Source organism: Salinirubellus litoreus (assembly GCF_037335815.1).
Lineage (GTDB): Archaea > Halobacteriota > Halobacteria > Halobacteriales > Haloarculaceae > Salinirubellus > Salinirubellus litoreus.
The window spans coordinates 3,925,597-3,942,819 of sequence record NZ_CP147841.1 but is presented as its reverse complement, the minus strand read 5'-3'; the positions used below and the strand labels follow the sequence as shown (position 1 = coordinate 3,942,819).

At 70.3% G+C, this 17,223-nt stretch carries 23 protein-coding genes; 8 read left to right on the top strand and 15 right to left on the bottom strand.

Features of this window, described 5'->3' with window-relative positions:
* Positions 1-187: 187 nt before the first annotated feature.
* Complete coding sequence (locus WDJ58_RS19705) at positions 188-1,222, bottom strand: complex I NDUFA9 subunit family protein (RefSeq protein WP_338915014.1); 1,035 nt, start codon at positions 1,220-1,222, stop codon at positions 188-190.
* Positions 1,223-1,324: 102 nt separating this feature from the next.
* Here WDJ58_RS19705 and tmk point away from each other — a divergent pair, with 102 nt between their 5' ends.
* Together tmk and WDJ58_RS19695 are read left to right on the top strand one after the other, a co-directional pair.
* Positions 1,325-1,912, top strand: a complete 588-nt coding sequence (gene tmk, locus WDJ58_RS19700; RefSeq protein ID WP_338915013.1) for a dTMP kinase — start codon at positions 1,325-1,327, stop codon at positions 1,910-1,912.
* A 39-nt stretch (positions 1,913-1,951) separates the two neighbouring features.
* On the top strand, positions 1,952-2,125 hold the full coding sequence (locus WDJ58_RS19695; protein ID WP_338915012.1) for a hypothetical protein: 174 nt from the start codon (positions 1,952-1,954) through the stop codon (positions 2,123-2,125).
* Positions 2,126-2,180: 55 nt separating this feature from the next.
* On the opposite strand, the gene WDJ58_RS19690 is transcribed toward WDJ58_RS19695, so the two are convergent.
* From WDJ58_RS19690 to WDJ58_RS19680, 3 genes are read right to left on the bottom strand one after another with little or no spacing between them, the layout of a single operon-like run.
* A complete protein-coding gene (locus tag WDJ58_RS19690) occupies positions 2,181-2,510 on the bottom strand; it encodes a hypothetical protein (RefSeq protein WP_338915011.1) in 330 nt (109 codons plus the stop codon).
* A 36-nt stretch (positions 2,511-2,546) separates the two neighbouring features.
* A complete protein-coding gene (locus WDJ58_RS19685; RefSeq protein WP_338915010.1) occupies positions 2,547-2,777 on the bottom strand; it encodes an Lrp/AsnC family transcriptional regulator in 231 nt (76 codons plus the stop codon).
* Position 2,778: 1 nt separating this feature from the next.
* A complete protein-coding gene (locus WDJ58_RS19680; protein ID WP_338915009.1) occupies positions 2,779-3,471 on the bottom strand; it encodes a potassium channel family protein in 693 nt (230 codons plus the stop codon).
* Between the two features lie 244 nt (positions 3,472-3,715).
* Between WDJ58_RS19680 and WDJ58_RS19675 the strand changes: the two genes are divergently transcribed.
* Entirely contained in the window at positions 3,716-4,270 is a 555-nt protein-coding gene (locus WDJ58_RS19675) for a response regulator transcription factor (protein ID WP_338915008.1), read from the top strand.
* Between the two features lie 10 nt (positions 4,271-4,280).
* Here the strand turns inward: WDJ58_RS19675 and WDJ58_RS19670 are convergent, their stop codons facing one another.
* Genes WDJ58_RS19670 through WDJ58_RS19660 form a run of 3 tightly spaced genes read right to left on the bottom strand, consistent with a single transcriptional unit; the run spans position 4,281 to position 6,174 of the window.
* Positions 4,281-4,625: a fluoride efflux transporter FluC gene (locus WDJ58_RS19670; protein WP_338915006.1), complete on the bottom strand. Its 345-nt coding sequence runs from the start codon at positions 4,623-4,625 to the stop codon at positions 4,281-4,283.
* The gene (gene crcB / locus WDJ58_RS19665) at positions 4,622-4,996 is read right to left on the bottom strand and encodes a fluoride efflux transporter CrcB (protein ID WP_338915005.1); all 375 of its coding nucleotides are present in this window, start codon (positions 4,994-4,996) and stop codon (positions 4,622-4,624) included. The genes WDJ58_RS19670 and crcB overlap by 4 nt, the downstream gene beginning before the upstream one ends.
* Complete coding sequence (locus WDJ58_RS19660; protein WP_338915004.1) at positions 4,993-6,174, bottom strand: ATP-binding protein; 1,182 nt, start codon at positions 6,172-6,174, stop codon at positions 4,993-4,995. Before WDJ58_RS19660 ends, crcB begins: the two co-directional genes overlap by 4 nt.
* Positions 6,175-6,256: 82 nt before the next feature.
* Between WDJ58_RS19660 and WDJ58_RS19655 the strand changes: the two genes are divergently transcribed.
* On the top strand, positions 6,257-6,712 hold the full coding sequence (locus tag WDJ58_RS19655; RefSeq protein ID WP_338917881.1) for a DUF7382 domain-containing protein: 456 nt from the start codon (positions 6,257-6,259) through the stop codon (positions 6,710-6,712).
* A gap of 72 nt (positions 6,713-6,784) precedes the next feature.
* Here WDJ58_RS19655 and WDJ58_RS19650 read toward each other — a convergent pair whose 3' ends face one another.
* The 5 genes from WDJ58_RS19650 to WDJ58_RS19630 all read right to left on the bottom strand — a co-directional run bounded on the left by WDJ58_RS19650 (position 6,785) and on the right by WDJ58_RS19630 (position 11,160).
* Positions 6,785-7,534 carry a protein-L-isoaspartate O-methyltransferase family protein gene (locus WDJ58_RS19650; protein ID WP_338915003.1) on the bottom strand — a complete coding sequence of 250 codons (750 nt, stop codon included), beginning with the start codon at positions 7,532-7,534 and terminating at the stop codon, positions 6,785-6,787.
* An 88-nt stretch (positions 7,535-7,622) separates the two neighbouring features.
* Entirely contained in the window at positions 7,623-8,276 is a 654-nt protein-coding gene (locus tag WDJ58_RS19645) for a protein-L-isoaspartate(D-aspartate) O-methyltransferase (RefSeq protein ID WP_338915002.1), read from the bottom strand.
* Between the two features lie 6 nt (positions 8,277-8,282).
* Entirely contained in the window at positions 8,283-8,939 is a 657-nt protein-coding gene (locus tag WDJ58_RS19640; protein ID WP_338915001.1) for an HVO_0476 family zinc finger protein, read from the bottom strand.
* A gap of 139 nt (positions 8,940-9,078) precedes the next feature.
* Positions 9,079-10,044: an aminopeptidase gene (locus WDJ58_RS19635; protein ID WP_338915000.1), complete on the bottom strand. Its 966-nt coding sequence runs from the start codon at positions 10,042-10,044 to the stop codon at positions 9,079-9,081.
* Positions 10,045-10,170: 126 nt separating this feature from the next.
* Complete coding sequence (locus WDJ58_RS19630) at positions 10,171-11,160, bottom strand: ring-cleaving dioxygenase (RefSeq protein WP_338914999.1); 990 nt, start codon at positions 11,158-11,160, stop codon at positions 10,171-10,173.
* A gap of 221 nt (positions 11,161-11,381) precedes the next feature.
* Between WDJ58_RS19630 and WDJ58_RS19625 the strand changes: the two genes are divergently transcribed.
* Entirely contained in the window at positions 11,382-12,395 is a 1,014-nt protein-coding gene (locus WDJ58_RS19625; RefSeq protein WP_338914998.1) for a type II glyceraldehyde-3-phosphate dehydrogenase, read from the top strand.
* A gap of 96 nt (positions 12,396-12,491) precedes the next feature.
* On the top strand, positions 12,492-12,878 hold the full coding sequence (locus tag WDJ58_RS19620; protein WP_338914997.1) for an Hsp20/alpha crystallin family protein: 387 nt from the start codon (positions 12,492-12,494) through the stop codon (positions 12,876-12,878).
* Between the two features lie 6 nt (positions 12,879-12,884).
* Here the strand turns inward: WDJ58_RS19620 and WDJ58_RS19615 are convergent, their stop codons facing one another.
* Together WDJ58_RS19615 and WDJ58_RS19610 are read right to left on the bottom strand one after the other, a co-directional pair.
* Positions 12,885-13,790, bottom strand: coding sequence for an ATP-grasp domain-containing protein (locus tag WDJ58_RS19615; RefSeq protein ID WP_338914996.1), 906 nt, complete (start codon positions 13,788-13,790; stop codon positions 12,885-12,887).
* Positions 13,791-13,939: 149 nt separating this feature from the next.
* Complete coding sequence (locus WDJ58_RS19610; RefSeq protein ID WP_338914995.1) at positions 13,940-14,110, bottom strand: DUF4385 family protein; 171 nt, start codon at positions 14,108-14,110, stop codon at positions 13,940-13,942.
* 139 nt (positions 14,111-14,249) lie between these two features.
* On the opposite strand from WDJ58_RS19610, the gene WDJ58_RS19605 reads away from it, so the two are divergent.
* Positions 14,250-15,380, top strand: a complete 1,131-nt coding sequence (locus WDJ58_RS19605) for an aminopeptidase (protein ID WP_338914994.1) — start codon at positions 14,250-14,252, stop codon at positions 15,378-15,380.
* 107 nt (positions 15,381-15,487) lie between these two features.
* Positions 15,488-15,901: a dCTP deaminase gene (locus WDJ58_RS19600; RefSeq protein ID WP_338914993.1), complete on the top strand. Its 414-nt coding sequence runs from the start codon at positions 15,488-15,490 to the stop codon at positions 15,899-15,901.
* 164 nt (positions 15,902-16,065) lie between these two features.
* Here the strand turns inward: WDJ58_RS19600 and WDJ58_RS19595 are convergent, their stop codons facing one another.
* A complete protein-coding gene (locus WDJ58_RS19595) occupies positions 16,066-17,223 on the bottom strand; it encodes a matrixin (RefSeq protein WP_338914992.1) in 1,158 nt (385 codons plus the stop codon).

Genomic DNA, 17,223 nt, shown 5'->3' with positions numbered 1-17,223 from the left:
CGCGCCGGGCGAGGCCGTCTCGGCGCCGCCGGTCGCGGACCGCGAGCGGTCGGGACACCCCCGATCTGTTCCGAACGGATCGCGTGCCGTCCGGCCCGGTTCCGGCCTCATACGGACTGTTGTAACGATTTACCGGTGACCCCCTGCGGGGACGGCGATCACCGGTAAAAGACTACAACAGTCCGTATCAGACTCGATCGGGCTCGGCCGCCTCGGGGTCGACGCCGAGGTAGTCCGCCAGGCTCCGCAGGTCCTCCTCCCCGAAGCCGAACACCCCCACGTCGTTGTCGTTGGTGACGTTGTCGAACTGGAGCGAGCGGTACTGGTCCCCGCCGAACGGCGACCTCGGCACGTTACCGAGGGCCTTCAGCCCGATACCGGCGAGCGACATCGGAATCGAGTAGACGTTGACCGGCCTGCCGTCGGCGGCGTGGGCCAGCCGTGCCACCTCCGCCAGCGTCAGCACGTCCGGGCCACCGATCTCGTAGACCTGTCGCACGTGCGGGTCGGCCGCCACGTCCTCCCCGCCTTCCTCGTCCTCTCCCCCTCCCACGCGGCGGACGGCCTGGATCGGGGCGTCCGCCTCGCCCTCCTCGCCGTCCTCGCTCGCTTCGTCCTCGGGGAGCGTCCCCTCGATCACCATCGCGAACATCTCCACGAGGTCGCCGATCCAGATGGGGTGGAACTTGCTCTTCCCGCCGCCCGGAAGCGGCGTGAAGTACGGCGGGGCGACCTGCTTGGTGAACCCGACGAACTCGTCGTCCTCCCCGAAGATGACCGACGGCTGGAAGATCGTCCAGTCCAGCCCGGACCCCTTCACCACCCTGTCGGCCTCGCCCTTCGACCGGATGAAGGCGGTGTCGGCGTTCGGATCGGCACCGAGGGCGCTCATCTGGATGTACTTCTCGACGCCGTGCTCCTTCGCGGCGCGGACGGCGTTCTCCGTTCCGCCGAGGTGGACGTCGAAGTGCCGTTCGTAGCCGCCCTTCGGCTTGAACAGCGGGGAGAGCGAGACGAGGAACACCACGGCGTCCTGTCCCTCGAACGCCCCCTCGATGGAGTCGTAGGCGGTCGAGTCGCCCGCCACGCGGTCGACCTCGGCCGGGAGGTCGGCGTCGTCCGGGTGTCGCGAGAGGGCCGTCACCTGGTGCCCTCGGCCCGCGAGTTCACGGCACAGGTGCGTCCCGACGAACCCGGTCCCGCCGACCACGAGTACGTTCATACCCCGGAGTTGGGACGGCACGCACCTAAAGGTACCAGAAACGCGACGAGTTGGCCGGTTCGGGTACACCGGCTTCAAGTCGGGCCGTCGCCACCTCCGCGTATGCTCGTCACCCTCGAAGGTATCGACGGGTCGGGGAAGACGACCGTCTGGGAGGCCCTCCGGGACGCCCCGGTCGTCCCCGACGAGGCGGTGTTCACCCGTGAGCCCACGGGATCGTGGTACGGGGACGCCGTCCGCCGCTCGATCGGCGACGACGACGCCGACTCGCTCGCGGAGCTGTTCCTCTTCACCGCCGACCACGCCGACCACCTCTCCCGCACCGTACGCCCCGCCCTCGAGGACGGGAAGCTCGTGATCTCGGATCGCTACTCCGACTCGCGGTACGCCTACCAGGCGGCGAGCCTCGACGGCGTCCTCAAACGCCCGATGGAGTACATCCAGGGGGTGCACTCGCCGTTCACCCGCCCGCCCGACGCCACGCTCTACTTCGACGTCGATCCCCGGACCGGCGCGGAGCGCTCGGGGGTGACGAACAAGCTCGAACGGGCCGGCTACCTCTCGGCGGTCCGCTCGAACTACGAGCGTCTCGTCTCGGCCGAGCCCGAGCGGTTCGTCCGCATCGACGCCACCCAGTCCCCGGAAGCGGTCGTCGAGGCCGCCGAGCGCGCGCTCGAACGACTGCTGTAGACCCTGAACGTTGACGGTCCCCCCGACCGACGTCCGCACGTGCTCTCCACCGAGAACAGGGTCATCGTCGCGTGCGGTGTCGCCGCGCTGGTCCTCGGCTACGGCGTCCTCGCGGTCACCGACCTGCCGACGTGGGCCGGGATCGCGGTCGTGCTCGGCGTCGGGGTGGTGCTCCCCCAGATCGTGATCGACCGACTGGACGACCCGGCCTGAACGCCGTCGCCGTCGGACGTCGTCGAACGCTCCCGGCCCGCGAGGGCCGTCGCGGTCAGTCGCCGGTCCGGTACTCCGCCGGGAGGTCGACGTCGTCGGGGGCGGGCATCCAGAAGTAGTCGAACACCACGCCGAGTGCCATCGGGAGGACCACCGTCAGCCCGACGACCAGCCCCGCACTGCCGAGGTTCGGACCGAGACCGAGCAGCCCCGAGAGGACGAGGACGGACAGTACCAGCACTACGGGGACGATCAGGACGACGTAGACGACCGGTCCCCACTCGGTGTCGAGTCGGACGCGGAAGAACCGGGTGAGCAGGGCGGTGATCCCGCCGTTGACCAGGAGGATGACGAGGAGCCCGACGATCTCGACGGCCGTGACCATAGGTACCCCAGGAGCCGACGCGACTTCCCTCCTGCGTTACTCCATCGCGATGTAGGTCTGTGTGCCCTCGACGCCGTCGATGTTCTGGACCTCGGTGGCGGCCACCTTCCTGACGTCGGCGGGCGAGTCGACCTCCACTTTGGCGATGACGTCGACGTCCCCGGCGACGATGTGGGCCGACTCGACCCCGGGAACGTCCTCGATCTCCCGTTTCAGCCGGTCGGCCTCGCCGGTGTAGGCCTTCACCATGACGTAGGCGACGACCATCTCAGGCACCCCCGGTCGCCGCCGACGGCACGGGCGCGTCCTCGCCGACGATGATCGCGCGGACGTCACCGAGTACGTCGTAGTCCGCGATGACGATGAGCCGGTCGCCGGTCTCCATCGACTGGTCCGGTTCGGGGAGCTCCATCCGTCCGTCGGCCTTCCCGAACGCGAGGACGCGGGCGCTCCCCGGGAGTTCGAGCTCGCTCAGCGTGTAGCCGTGCATCGGCGAGTGGTCGGTGACCGTGAGCTCGACGAGCTGGAGCGTCGGCGCGATGTCCGCGATGGCGTGGATGTTCCCCCCGAGGAGGGCGTTCTTGGCCACGATGGCCCCGAGCCGCTCGGGGTAGATCACCTCGTCGACGTCCTGGGAGTACTTCCGGACGACGTACTCGCGGTAGTCGCCGTCGGCGCGCATGACTGTCCGGCAGCCGTAGGCCTTCGCGATCATACAGGCGACGACGTTCACCATCAGGTCCCCGGAGAGGGCGGCGAGCCCGTCCGCGCCCTCCAGGTCCATCGACAGGAGCACGTCCTCGTCCGAGCCGTCACCCTGGACGACCTCGAACCCCTCCGAGCGGAGCCGCTTGACCTTCGTCTCGTCGGGCTCGACGAGCGCCACCTCGTGGCCCTCCTCCCGGAGTACGCGGGCGGTTCGCATCCCGACACGACCTGCACCCACGATAACGAATCGCATGGGACACAGTAGAGCGAACGCCATCATGAAGGTTGCCCCACGGCGCGGTCGTCCGGCAGGAGTCGGCCGCTTCGACGGGCCCGTGGCTTCGACGAACCGACCTACCGACCGACCGGGCCACCGGATCGACGGCCGGACGATTTATATTCAGAAAGAACCACCTCGAAACTGTGATGGGGGACCTCCGGGGTCGGTCGGGCACCGTCGTTCGGACGGGGGGGAGGCGGTGAACGGACGGGCGACGGTGACCGTCGTCGACGACGAGCCAGGACTGGCGGACCTGTTCGCCGCGTGGCTCGAGGGCACCTACGAGATCCGGACGGCCTACGGCGGGAGGCAGGCACTCGACGTCGTGGACGACGGCGTCGACGTGGTACTCGTCGATCGGCTGATGCCGGACGCCTCCGGCGACGAGGTCGTCACGGCGCTCACGGACCGCGGCTGGGACGGCGGGATCGCGATGGTGACCGCCGTCGAGCCCGACTTCGACGTCGTCGAACTGGGGCTCGACGACTACCTGGTGAAGCCGGTCCACCGCGAGCTGCTCGAATCGACGGTCGAGCGACTGCTCGAGCGGGCGACCCACGACGGGCCGGCCCGTGAACTGCTGGCGCTGACGAGCAAGCGGGCGATCCTCGAAACCCGGAAGTCCGAGGTGGAACTGACCAACAGCCGGGAGTACCGTCGGCTCACCCGTGCCATCGTCGAACTCCGCGACCGCGTCGACGGGAGCGCCGTCGGGCTCGACGACGCGGAACCCGAACGGGCCTTCCGGAGACCGGAACAGGGCCGCTGGTGACCGGGGGACCCTACAGCAGGGCCGCGACCCAGGCACCGATCCCCACCGCGAGGAGCGCCCCCAGGAGGTTCGTCGCCCCGTTCAGGGCCGCCCGACGGGTCCGTCCCTCCTCGGCGAGACGGGCCGTCTCGAACGCGAACGTCGAGAAGGTCGTGAAGGCACCACAGAACCCGGTTCCGAACGCGAGCGTCGGCTCCGTCCCGAACGAGCCGGCGGTGAGGACCCCGAGGAGGAACGAGCCGACGACGTTGACCGCCAGCGTGTCGTAGGTCCGGCGGTCGATACGCTCGCCGAGCAGGTGGCGGGCGAGCGCTCCCGCCACCCCACCGAGACCGACGAGGACGACGGGGTTCACGAGAGCGTCCGGGCGACGACGCGCCCGGCGACGACGGCCAGCACGCCGAAGGTGTAGTTCGCGGCCACGTTCGCGGCGGCCAGCGGCGGTGCGAGCGAACTCGTCTCGACGGCGAACGTCGAGTAGGTCGTGAACGAGGAGAGGAATCCGGTCCCGAGCACGAGCCGTGTCTCCGGGCTCAGCGTGCCGACCAGCCGGTTCTCGTACAGCAGGACGCCCAGCAGGAACGATCCGGTGACGTTCACCGCGAGCGTCCCCCAGGGGAACCCGGTGGTGAAGAGACCGTCGACGAGGAACCGACACGTCGCGCCGGCGAACCCCCCGACGGCGACGAGGAGGAGCGGTTCGGCCCGACTGACGCCGTCGCTCATGCCCCGTCGCTCTCACCCCCGGTACCTGTCGCTGTCGGTTCTCCGGGAGTCGTCGACCTGCGAGTACCGGGGTCGTCACTCGCCGCCGTGTCGGTCTCGCCATCGTCAGGCGCTGATGGACGGCCGACTCGGGGGGAGAACCGCTCGCTGACCCGGGGGGCCGAGCCGCCGTGTGGCGTCTCGCGCTCGCGCACTCGGACGGCGTGGACCGACTCGCCAGTGTCGTCGAAGACGACGGCCTCACCCGGCTCCTCCGGGCGTCTCTCCGCCCCGATTCGGGCGACAGCGGGACGCGCGCGTTCGAGCGCCTCCCTGTCCGCGCGACCCGTGAGCCGGTGGGCGATCAGGAGGTCGGCCTGCGAGGCCGCCACTTCGGGGAGCGCCGACGGGCGCTGGGTGGCGAGGACCAGGCTCGTCCCCGGGGCTCGTCCGCGGGTGAGGACACGCCGGAGCGCCGGTTCCGCGACGCTACCCACGAAGGCGTGGGCCTCGTCGACGAGGAGCCACGGGAGCCGGTCGGTCGCCTCGCGAAGCCGGGCCCGGTAACACCCCCCGAGGACGGCACTGACGACGGCACTCGCCGGTTCGGGGTCGAGTCCGGAGAGCGAGATCCGGGTCGGCCGAGTCGTCAGAGCGGCCGGGTCGAGCCCCGCCGGATCGAACACCCCCCACGACGCCGCGAGGTCGAGGTGGTTGGACGCGGCGCGCGTGGTCGGATCCGGAACCGCCGCGTCGTCGACGAACGACCGCATCCCGTCCAGACTACCCCGCTCGCTCGCCGCTCGCCAGACGACCGACCCCGCGGGGTCGGTCGGGTCCAGGCCGAGCAAGTCACACCACGCCGGCGGGTCGAGACTGCCGGCCCGGATCCGGGGGTTCCGGGTGACGAACCCGCACACTTCGAGGCCGTCGAACGCGTCCAGCGGATCGAGGACGACCGGCGCGACGCCTCCGGTGGCCGCGAGCTCCTCGGCGAACACGCCCAGCGTGTAGGACTTCCCCGAGCCGCGCTTGCCGACGACGAGCCCGGCGTGTGGGCGGTCGAGGTCGACACCGACGGGAGCGCCACGGCTCCCGTCGCGCGCACGGAACCACCCGAGCCGACCCGTCGGTTCCGATCCCCCCGTCGGCCCCGTCGCGTCCCGCTCTCCCCCCTCGCGTCGCCCGAGGACGTGCATGGGGCCGGGTGGTCGCCCGCTCGTACTTGAACCCGGGGACGAGGGTTCAAGTGGGAGAACGGGACCACCGGACCCCGTGAAGATGGACCGGTTCGCGGCGGACGAGCGGGGTATCGAGGGACTACCGGTCAGACTCGTCATCGCCCTCGTGGTGGGTGTGGCGGGGCTGAGCGTGATGCTGAACATGCTCTCCGGGCTGTCGGGACTCGCGGTGACGGAGCTCGACACCCGACCGACGCCGGAGGTGACCGGGCCGGGGGAGCAGGAGGTGACGGTCCGCGTCGTCGGGCCGGACGGGGAGGGAGTCTCGAACGCGACGGTGCTCGCCGAGGGGGGCTCCGCACGACTCGACGGCGTGACTGTCGCCCGGACCGACGCATCGGGGGTAGCGACGCTCTCGCTCGCGCCACGACTGGGACCCAACCAGCCCGACGGCACGGTGACCTTCGACGTGAAGCCCCCGTCGGGGAGTCAGTTCGTCGACCGCCGGGAGAACACCGCCGTGCTGGTGGTCAGGGGTACCGAGACGGGAACGTAACGGTCCCCGGAGAGCCGGAGGACGGGAACCAGTCGACGAAAGGTGGGTCGGGGAGGACCGGATCGACCCCGGTCAGAGCCGGCCGTCCCAGTCGATCCACTCCTGCTCCCAGCCGCGGCGGCGCTCGGCGGCCCGGCGGGCGAACTCGCGGTCCTCGCGGAGCGTGCGGTTTCGCTCGACGGTGTCGGTCTGCTCGCCGTCGAGGAGCATCGGGGCGAACGCGGTCGTCCCGTAGCGCTCGGCGACGGCGTGGCCGTCGGAGGCGGGCTCGACCACGGTGAGCGTCTGCTCGCCGCCGCCGAGCGGGAGGACGAGTCGGCCGTCGTCGGCGAGCTGTCGGACGAGCCGGCTCGGCGGCTCGATGGCGGCCGCTTCGAGGAGGATCCGGTCGTAGGGGGCGTACTCGGGGAGGCCGCCGGCCCCGTCGCGGCAGTCGACGAGCACGCCGCCGTAACCCGCCCGTTCGAGGTTCGACCGCGCCTCGTAGGTCACCCGCCGGGAGATATCGATCGCCTGGACGTTCTCGGAGCCGACGATCTCCGCACACACCGCGGCGGTGTATCCGACACCGGCACCGACGACCAGGACGTTCTGTCCCGGGGTGAGGTCGAGCGCCTCGAGGAGACGGGCGGCGGTGCTCGGGGCGAGGACGCGGGTCCCGTGGCGTTCCGAGGACCGGTCGGCGTACGCGTACTCCTCGTCGACGAACGCCTCGCGGGGAACCGATCGCATCGCCACGCTCACCGCCTCCGAGCGGATACATCGCTTCGCCTCGTGTTCGAGGCTGTCGACCATGTCGTCCCGCAGCACCGCCGGTTCCATGTCCGGGGGTCGGTCCGAGGGCTCTTGAATAGCGCGGCACGCCGGCGACCGGCGGCCCGGCCTGCGGTCCGTAGGTCGGAGCCTGCCGTCAGGAGTCGCCGAGAAGCGGGACGAACCGGACCGCGCCGTGTTCCTCGCGGTCGAGCGAGCCGTCGGCGCGCTTCCACGCCGCGACCAGCACCTGCCGGCGGTCCCCCAGCGGAGCCAGCAGTCGGCCGCCGGGTCGGACCTGTTCGACCACCCGTCGGGGGAACTCGGGTGCGGCGCAGGTGAGGTACGCGGCGTCGAACGGGGCCGCCTCGGGCCACCCCTCGCGGCCGTCGCCGGCCCGGACGTCGACGTCGTAGCCGAGACGGGAGAGCCTCGCATCGGCCTCGCGGGCCAGGTCCTCGTGGAACTCGACGGTGTAGACGTTTCCGGGGCCGACGATCTCGGCGGTGACCGCGGCGTGATAGCCACAGCCGGTTCCCACTTCGAGGACACGTTCGCCCGCGTCGAGTTCGAGACGGTCGCACATCACCGCGACCATGTGCGGCGCGGAGATGGTCTGACCCTCGCCGATGGGGAGCGGTCTGTCCTCGTAGGCCGCGCCGCGCCGGGGCTCGGGGACGAACTCGTGGCGCGGAACGGCGCGAAGCGCTCGCTCGGTCGACTCGCGCTCGATGCGCCCGCGCGAGATCAGGTGGTCGACCATCCGCTCGCGCCGCGCCGTCCAGTCGGGATCCGACTCCCCGTCCGACATCCGTGGCTACCAGGCCGACCAGGCGGTCGTCGCGTTCTCGTCGCGCGCGTACAGCCGTTTGACGTCCTTGGCGAGCACCCGGTCCCCGTCGTATTTCAGGTGTTCGAACTTGTAGTCGCCAAGCGCGTCCTCCCGGACGATGACGCTCTCGACGGTGAACGACTCCTCGCCGTAGTCGTGTACCTCGCCGACGACGAACGCCTCGTCGCCCGGCACCTGTATCTTGAGGCTCCGCGAACCCCCCTGCCGGTCGTCGCGCGCGTGGAGGGTCAGGTCGACCGAGACGTTCCCGACCGCCCGCGACCACACCGTCCTGATCTCCTCGGCGTCGGCGGCCTTCGACCGGCCGCCGTCGACGAGTTCGATGTCCGTCACCCGGACGGTGAAGATCGCTTCGTCCGTTTCGAGCAGGAACTCCTCCCCGGCGACGACTCGCTCGTCGGGCGGCATCTCGCCGTACGCCTCGAAGGAGTCGCCGTCCTGGGAGACGATGACGCGCCGCTCGATCGTTTTCTCGGTCTCCAGTTCGGTCTTGTGGACGTGGCCGCAGTCGCTGCACCGAACCGTCGCCCGGCCGCCCGGTTTCAGCAGTTCGTGCGCCGTCGGCGCGTCCGGCGAACAGGCCGGACAGGCCGCCGCGACGCGCTCCGTGGGCTCGCTCATGGCCGGGGATATCCGGTCAGCACATAAAAGGGCGTGGCTCCGCGTTCGACCGCTCGACGACCGGGAGATCGTAGCTCCTCCATCTCGCGGCCTACGACCGCTCGACCACAGGGAGCTCTACGAGCTCCCCGTTCCGCGGCTATCGCCGCTCCACCGTCGGAAGTTCCACTTCCGACCCGTCCGCGTACACGGTCGGGTTCCGGATGACGCCGTCCTCGTGGATGGGAGCGTCGGTGTCCCCGCCGATGCCGGCGTCGTCGCCGATGGCGACGTGGACGGTCCCGCCCGCCTTCTCGTCGAGCAGGATCGACCCGACGAGTTCCGTGACGGCGGTGTTCGTCCCGATGCCGAGTTCGGCGAGGTTGTACGCCGCGTCGCCCGCTTCCTCGGCGGCGCTCTCGACCAGTTCGCGGACCTCGGGATCCGAGATGTCGGTGACGTAGCCGTCTTCCACGACGATCTCGACCGACTGCCCGTCGTCGAGCAGGCCGTACGGCGAGATGGTCCCGTCGACCACGTAGGTGCCGTTGGCGGTCTCGGGGCTGACGAACACCTCGCCGGCGGGGAGGTTCGAGAAGTCGCCGGGCTCGTGGACGATTCCCGTGTCCGCGTGCCACTCGCGGTCACCCGGCTCGAACGTCACGTCCGTCCCCGCGGGCGAGGTAACCCGTATCTCCTCGGCTTCGCTCACTGCTTCGAGCATCGACTCGCACTCGGCGGCGATAGCCTCGTAATCGGCGTCGAGGCCGGTGACGAACACCTCCTCGGTGATCCCGGGGAGCGTCGCGCCGCGTGCGCCGGCCTCGCTCGCCTCGGAGCGCGCGCGGGTGTGGCTCAGGCTCTTCGAGGTCGGCGCGAGGAAGGCGTCGGCCGCGGAGAGCGCCGCCGCCACAGGCGCGGGGGGCTCCTCGCCGTGCTGGTCGCCCGGCGGGTATCGGACCAGCGTGGCGTCGTCGGTCACCTCCCGGCCGGCGTCGTAGAGCGCCTCGCCGATCGCTCCGCGTTTCTCGTCGGTCACGACGACGAACGACTCGCCCGGGTCGAGGCCGAGACACTGCCGGACGGCCGTCTCCGCGGGGGTCGCAAGCCCGGTTTCGTCTATCATACCCGAGGGTGGGCCCGCCGCCGGATTAGGTCTTGTCGTCCGGGCGATGGCAGGCAACGATGGGGAACGCCGGATCACCCGGACGGTCGGAGGGCAGGGGAGCGGAGGGGAGGAGAGGGACCCGCCTCAGTCGTCGGCCTCGACCGTCCCCGCGCGTGGGACCGTCACGTCCGCCAGTCCGGCCTCGATCTCCTCGCGCCGGGCCTCGAACTTCCCCGGAAGGACGAGCCGCCCGCCGAGGTCCTCGAGTGGCTCGTCGCTCGTGTAGCCGGGATCGGCCGTGGCGAGTTCGAACAGCACGCCCCCGTGCTCGCGGAAGTAGACCGACCGGAACCAGTGGCGGTCGATCTGCTGGGTCGGGTTCAGTCCCGTCGAGCGGACGGCCTCGCGCATCGCGTCCTGATCCTCGTCGGTCGGCGTCTGGAACGCGACGTGGTGGACGGTTCCGTGGCCCTGCCGGCCGCCCTCGATGGTCGGAAGCACGTCGACGTACTTGCCCACCGAGCCGCTCGCGGCGAAGCGGATCCGCTCGTCGCCCGGCGTGTCGCCCTGGGCTTGCTCGGTACCGGCCTCCTCGAGTCCCATCGTCCGGAGCAGATCCTTCGTGCGCTCGGGGTCGGCCAGCCACAGCGTCACCGAGTGGAACCCCCGGATCGCCTGCTCCTCGGGGACGAACTCCGTCCACGGGACCGTCGGGTCGTCCTCCGGTACGTCGACCTCGACGAGTTCGACGGGGAGGCCGTCGGGGTCGCGGAACGGGAGGACCGTTTCGCCGAACCGCTCCACCCTCTCGTCGTAGTCGACGCCGTTCTCGTCGAACCGCTCCTCCCAGTAGTCGAGGTTCCCCTCGGGGACGCGAAACGCGGTCCGGGAGACCTGCCCTGAGCCCACCTTCCCCGGGGACATGTCCGCCCAGGGGAAGAACGTCATGCTCGTCCCCGGGGTGCCCTCGGCGTCCGCGAAGAAGAAGTGGTAGGTGCCGGGGTCGTCCTGGTTGATCGAGCGCTTGACGAGCCGCAGTCCCAGGGTCTCGACCCAGAAGTCGAGGTTCCGCTGGGGGTCGCCCGCGATACACGTCACGTGGTGGATACCCGGTGTCGGCGTGGGATCTGCCATAGGTACCGATAGGGGCTCGAAGGACTTGAGTCCACGCTGACGTCGGTGTTACCGGGCGACGAGGGGGTTCCCGGCGAGCGCGCCACGACGGGGACGGCTCGTCTACCGGACGACCTTCGTCCCCGGGCGAGTCCCGGGCGGGGCGGTGCGCTCCGGGTGGAGCGCCGCCGCGCACCCTCGCAACCCAAACCGTTAATCCACTGCGTCGGACAGTTCCGCGTATGACACGGGTCGCTATCAACGGCTACGGAACCATCGGCCGTCGCGTCGCGGACGCCGTCGTCGCACAGCCCGACATGGAGCTCGCGGGCGTCGCCAAGACGCGCCCGAACTACGAGGCCGAGCTCGCGGCCCGTCGGGGCTACCCGCTCTACGCGGCCATCGAGGACCGCGTCCCCCGGTTCGAGGAGGCCGGGATCGACCTCGCCGGGACTGTCGACGAACTGGTCGACGACGCGGATATCGTGGTCGACGCCTGTCCATCGGGTATCGGCGCGGAGAACAAGGACCTCTACGAGGAGTACGACACGCCCGCCATCTACCAGGGCGGCGAGGACGCCGACCTCGTGGACACCTCGTTCAACGCCCGTGGGAACTTCGAGGACGCGGTCGACGCCGACCACGTCCGCGTCGTCTCGTGTAACACGACCGGACTCTCGCGGCTGCTCGCACCTCTCCGCGAGGAGTTCGGCGTCGAGAAGGCTCGCGTGACGCTCGTCCGTCGCGGCGGCGACCCCGCCCAGTCCGGCCGCGGCCCGATCAACGACATCCTCCCGAACCCGATCACGCTCCCGAGCCACCACGGCCCGGACGTGAAGACCATCTTCCCCGACCTCGCCATCGACACGCTCGGGCTGAAGGTTCCCGCGACGCTGATGCACACCCACTCGGTGAACGTCACCCTCGACTCCGAGCCGTCGGCCGACGAGGTTCGTGATCTCCTGGCCGAGGAGTCCCGGCTGTTCATGATCCGCCCGGGGATGGGCATCGACGGGGCGGGGAAGGCCCTCGACTACGCCGACGACCTCGGGCGGGGTCGGGGCGACCTCTTCGAGAACGCCGTCTGGTCGGAGTCGGTGTCGATGGAGGATCGGGACCTCTACCTGTTCCAGGCCATCCACCAGGAGTCCGACGTCGTTCCCGAGAACGTCGACGCCGTCCGGGCGATGCTCGGGCTCGCCGACCGTGACGAATCGATCGCCAGGACCGACGAGACGCTCGATATCGGGCTGTAACGGCACACGCGGCGGGGGAGTCCCCACCCGGTGCCGACCGGGTCGGAGCTTGACGGGGTCAGAAGCCTTTTGACATGGTCGGGCATACCACCGCGTATGCGTCGTGATGACCGCGACGAGGACCCCTTCTCGGACTTCTTCCGCGAGCTCGAGAGGATGATGGATGAGATGACCGGCCGCAGTCCCGACGTCAGGGTGGACGACACCGGATTCGGCGCTGATGCCCACTTCTCGGTCTACGAAGAGGACGACCAGCTACGGGTCGTGGGGGACCTCCCGGGTATCGAGAAGGAGGAGATAGAGATCAAGTGCGACGGCAAGCGCGTGACCGTCCTCGCCGCGACCGACCGCCGCGAGTACGAGGAGCGCGTCGACCTGCCGATTCGGGTGGACGAGCACTCCGCCCGCGCGACGTTCAACAACGGCGTCCTCGAGATCACGCTCGAGCGCGCCGACAGCTCGAAGAACATCAGCCTCGGGTAGCGCGGTTCAGAACGCCTCGTCCCGGGACCCGCCGTCCGCGGCCGTCCCACGGATCAGTCCGGCTAGCCCGTCGTAGAACCCGTCCTCGTACTTCGTCGCCGCGTCGACCGTCGGCCGCGCGTTCGTCTCGTTCACCACGACCCGCTCCCCGGAGACCAGCAGGTCCACGCCGAGCCACGGGATCCCGAGCGCCCGCGCCGCCGCCTCGGCCACCTCGCGGTGCTCGGCGGGCGGGCGAACGCCCGTCGCCTCGGCTCCCCGGTGGACGTTGTGTTTCCACCCGCCCGAGTCGAGGACGGCGTCGGGGAGTCGCCGCTCGACCGCGCCCGCGTACTCCCCCTCGGTGCACATCACCCGGTAGTCCCGCGCGTCGGGCAGGAACTCCTGGACGAGAAAGGAGCGATCGCCCGTGGCACGGTAGTCGTGGACCAGATCGAGGTAGTCGACGACCCCCAGGAAGGAGTCGAGGTCCCCCACCTTCGCCACGCCCACGCCGCGGGTCGTCGAGTTGGGCTTGACCACCACCGGCGGGTCGAACCGGTCCCAGACCTCCCGGAGGGCGGACTCCTCGACGGGGTTCGAGACCATCACCGTCCTCGGGATAGGGACGCCCGCCCGCGAGAGACGGGCGAGCGCCTCGGCCTTGTGCCGCGAGCGGAGCACCGCCTCGCGGTCGTTCACCCACGGCACGCCGAGCAGCGCGTCGACGACGCCGCCCTCCGCGATCCGGGTCGGGAAGACGAACCCGACGTCGAACCCCTCGAACTCCTCGCCCACCGGATCGAGGGGGACCGTCCGCTCGCCCGTCGGGACGAACTCGGCGTGGATACCCCGCTCCGCGAGCGGGTCGCGGATGCGAGAGAGCGTCTCGGCGTCCGTGGCGACCGCGAGTCGGAGGTTCCCCTCTGTCACGTCTCCCGTCTCGGGACCCGCGGTCAAGAATCCGACGGGGCGATCCCGTACCACCGTCGGTCAGCCGTATCGTTCCTCGTGTTCCTCGCGCATCCGCTGATAGACGTCGTCCTCGCGTACCCGGTCGAGGTACTCCCTGTAGACGGGCGCTATCTCGCGCCTTCCTCGGCGGCGTCCAGGGTCGCGACACCCCACAGCGGCAGGATCTCGTCCTTGTAGGGCTGGATCTTGAAGGCACCCCGCTCTCCGCGGCCGACCTCGTACGCCTCGGGATGCGCTCGGAAGTCGATGTCGTACTCGGGGGCCGAGTCGTCGCTCACGGAACGACGTTCGCACCGTCAGCGTCTCGGCCTGTCGGCTCCGGCCTGGCCTGCCGGTTCGCGCGGGCCGGTCCGAGTGCGACCCCGGTTCAGCCGGGGGCCTGCAAACCGTTATCGGGCACCCGACCGAACCGCGCGTATGGATCCCCGGATACACGAGCACGCGGAGACGCTCGTCGACTGGAGCGCACGAATCGAGGCCGGCGAGGACGTCGTGGTCTCCGTCGGCGAGGGCGCTCACGACCTCGCGGTGGCCGTGGCCGAGGAGCTCGGGAAGCGCGGGGCGAACCCCCTCACCACCTACGCCTCCGAGGAGTTCTCGCGGGCGTACCTCCGGGTGCACGAGGGGGAGTTCGACGCCGATCCGGACCACGAACTCGCGCTCTACGAGAACGCCGACGCGGTGCTCTTTCTGGGGGGGCCGCGCAACACCACCGCGACGGCGGACGTCCCGGGCGAGACACGCCAGGCCGCCGCGCGCGCTCAGCAGGGCATTCGAGAGGCACGGATGGACACGAAGTGGGTGAGTACCGTCCACCCCACGCGGGCCGGGGCACAGCAGGCCGGCATGGCGTTCGAGGAGTACCGCGACTTCGTCTACGAGGCCGTGCTCCGGGACTGGGAGTCGCTGGCCGAGGAGATGACGAGGATGAAGGAGATACTCGACGAGGGGAGCGAGGTCCGGCTCGTGAAGGAAGACACCGACCTCACGATGTCGATCGAGGGCCGGGTGGCGGTGAACTCGGCGGCGAGCGTCGAGTACGACTCGCACAACCTCCCCTCGGGAGAGGTGTTCACGGCACCGTACGCGACGGAGGGGGAGGTCTACTTCGACGTCCCGATGACCATCAGCTCGCGTCGGGTGCGGGACGTCCACCTGACCTTCGAGGGCGGCGAGGTGGTCGACCACTCGGCCGCACAGGGCGAGGAGGCGCTGACCGAGGCCCTCGAGACCGACGAGGGCGCTCGACGGCTGGGCGAACTCGGCATCGGGATGAACCGCGGCATCGACCGGTTCACCGACAGCATCCTCTTCGACGAGAAGATGGGCGACACCGTCCACCTGGCGCTGGGCCGGGCCTACGAGTCGAACTTCCCCGAAGGACAGGAGGAGGAGGCCAACGACTCGGCCGTCCACGTCGACATGATCACCGACGTGAGCGAGGACGCGCGGCTGGAGGTCGACGGCGAAGTCGTCCAGCGCGACGGGACGTTCCGGTGGGAAGACGGGTTCGGAGACCCGAATGAGGGATCGGAACCGGAGCCGTGAGCGACTGATACCGAGAGACAGCGAAAGTCGGGGGCTCGTCGACCGGAGGAACATCGGAAAGTGGAGCCGGGACAGCACACTTGAGCCTCGCGTCCGTGGGGCCGTCCATGTCCGACCTCGTAGACGCGGTGTCGGGTATCGTCCACGAGTCGACACAGACCGGGGGCCCGGGGCTGGACCTGACCGTCGCGTCGGTCCACGAGCCGACCGGACCGGGGCAGGTCGACTTCGGTGGCGGCGAACTCACGCCCGCGGAGACGACCGAACTCGATCCCGAGAAGCGCGATCCGGACGACGACTACGGCTGGTGGGAGCTCGACGGAGGGATCTACCTCCTCGAGCACAACGAGCGTCTCGACGCCGGGGAGCCGGTGACGCTCGCACCGCGGGCCGAACTGGTCGAGCGCGGGGCGTTCCACCCGACGCTCCGCGTGGCCGAACTCCCACGGATCCCGCTGGTCGTCCCCGACTCCGGGATCGATCTCAAGGAGAACGCCCGCGTCTCGACGCTCTGGCGCTGAAGGTACGGAGGCTCGCTCCAGTCGGCCTCGCTACCGCTCGCGGGTCCACGGCTCACTCCGTTCGCCGTTCGGTCCGAGGCCTCGATCGCTGACGCTCCCTGCGGCCTCGCTACTCGCGGGTCGCTCCGCTCCCCGCTCGTCTTTTCGAGGCGCTTCGCGCCTCGCTACTCCCACCACTCGCTCCGGCGCTCCCCGTAACTGGCGGAGGTCCGGAGCGGTTCGGGGTAGTCGGTGTCGTCGGTCAGCCCGAGCGCGTAGCCGAGGTGGCGGCCGACGTGCCAGCCGACCGCCTCGGGATCGAGACCGACGACGTACACCTCGAGCCGGTCGTAGGTTTCGAGTCGCCCGTCGGCGTCGGGGTCGAGACCCCTGATCCGACGGCACGAGCCCGTCTCGCGCTCGCAGGGGTTCGTCCCGCCGACCTGTACTACCACGTCCGCGGTCGTCCGGTTCCCCGTCCGGACGAACGACACGTTCTCGGGGACGGTCTCCTCGGCCCCGCGGTCGAAGTACGCGAGCGTCTCCGCGACCTGGCGGTCGACGGTCGTCCGGTCGCCGGCGTCCTCGCCGACGCCGACGTGGACGGCGAGCGTCCGGTTCTCCCACGCGAACGACCGGTTGATGGCGTCCTGACGGGGGAGGGTGGCGAGTCGTCCCCTCGCCTGCATGATCGGCTGTGGTTCGTCGTCGTGTCCGAGTCCGAGCGTGTGGCCGAACTCGTGTATCAGTACCCGGACGGTCGACTCGTCGGAGAGCCCGTCGACCACGCGGACGCGGATCGGTGGGGAGAACTCCGCCGGTCGAGTGATCAGCGGTGCACAGCCGGCGGAGTGGTCGTCCTCGGAGCCGCAGTCCTCGATGTGCTCGACGACCGAGACCACGACGTCGGGGTCGGCGGAGTCGGGATCGAGCCGATAGGAGACCTCGTACCCGGCGTATCGCGAGGCGTTGGCCTCCCAGTAGTCGAGCGCCCGATGGACCAGGGGCGCGTACTCGCGCGACCCGTCCCCCGGGTCCTCGACCGCGACGACGAGCGTCTCCCCGCCGTAGGGGTCCGTGGACACCCCCGCGCTTCCCGTGCCCCTGTTGGTCCCCGTCTCGAACCCCGCGTCCGTTCCCGCTTCGGTCACCGTCCCCGCTCCGGTCACCGTTCCCGTCCCGGCCGTCGCCGTCTCGGCGACTGTCCCCGTCTCGGTTTCTCCCGGCGTGGCCCTCCTCTCGTCGGTGGACCGATCGACACCGCCGGGGAACGGCGCGGTACAGCCGGCGAGGAGAACCAGTACGGCCAGACAGAGCCCGAGTAACGCCCGTCGCCACCCCAT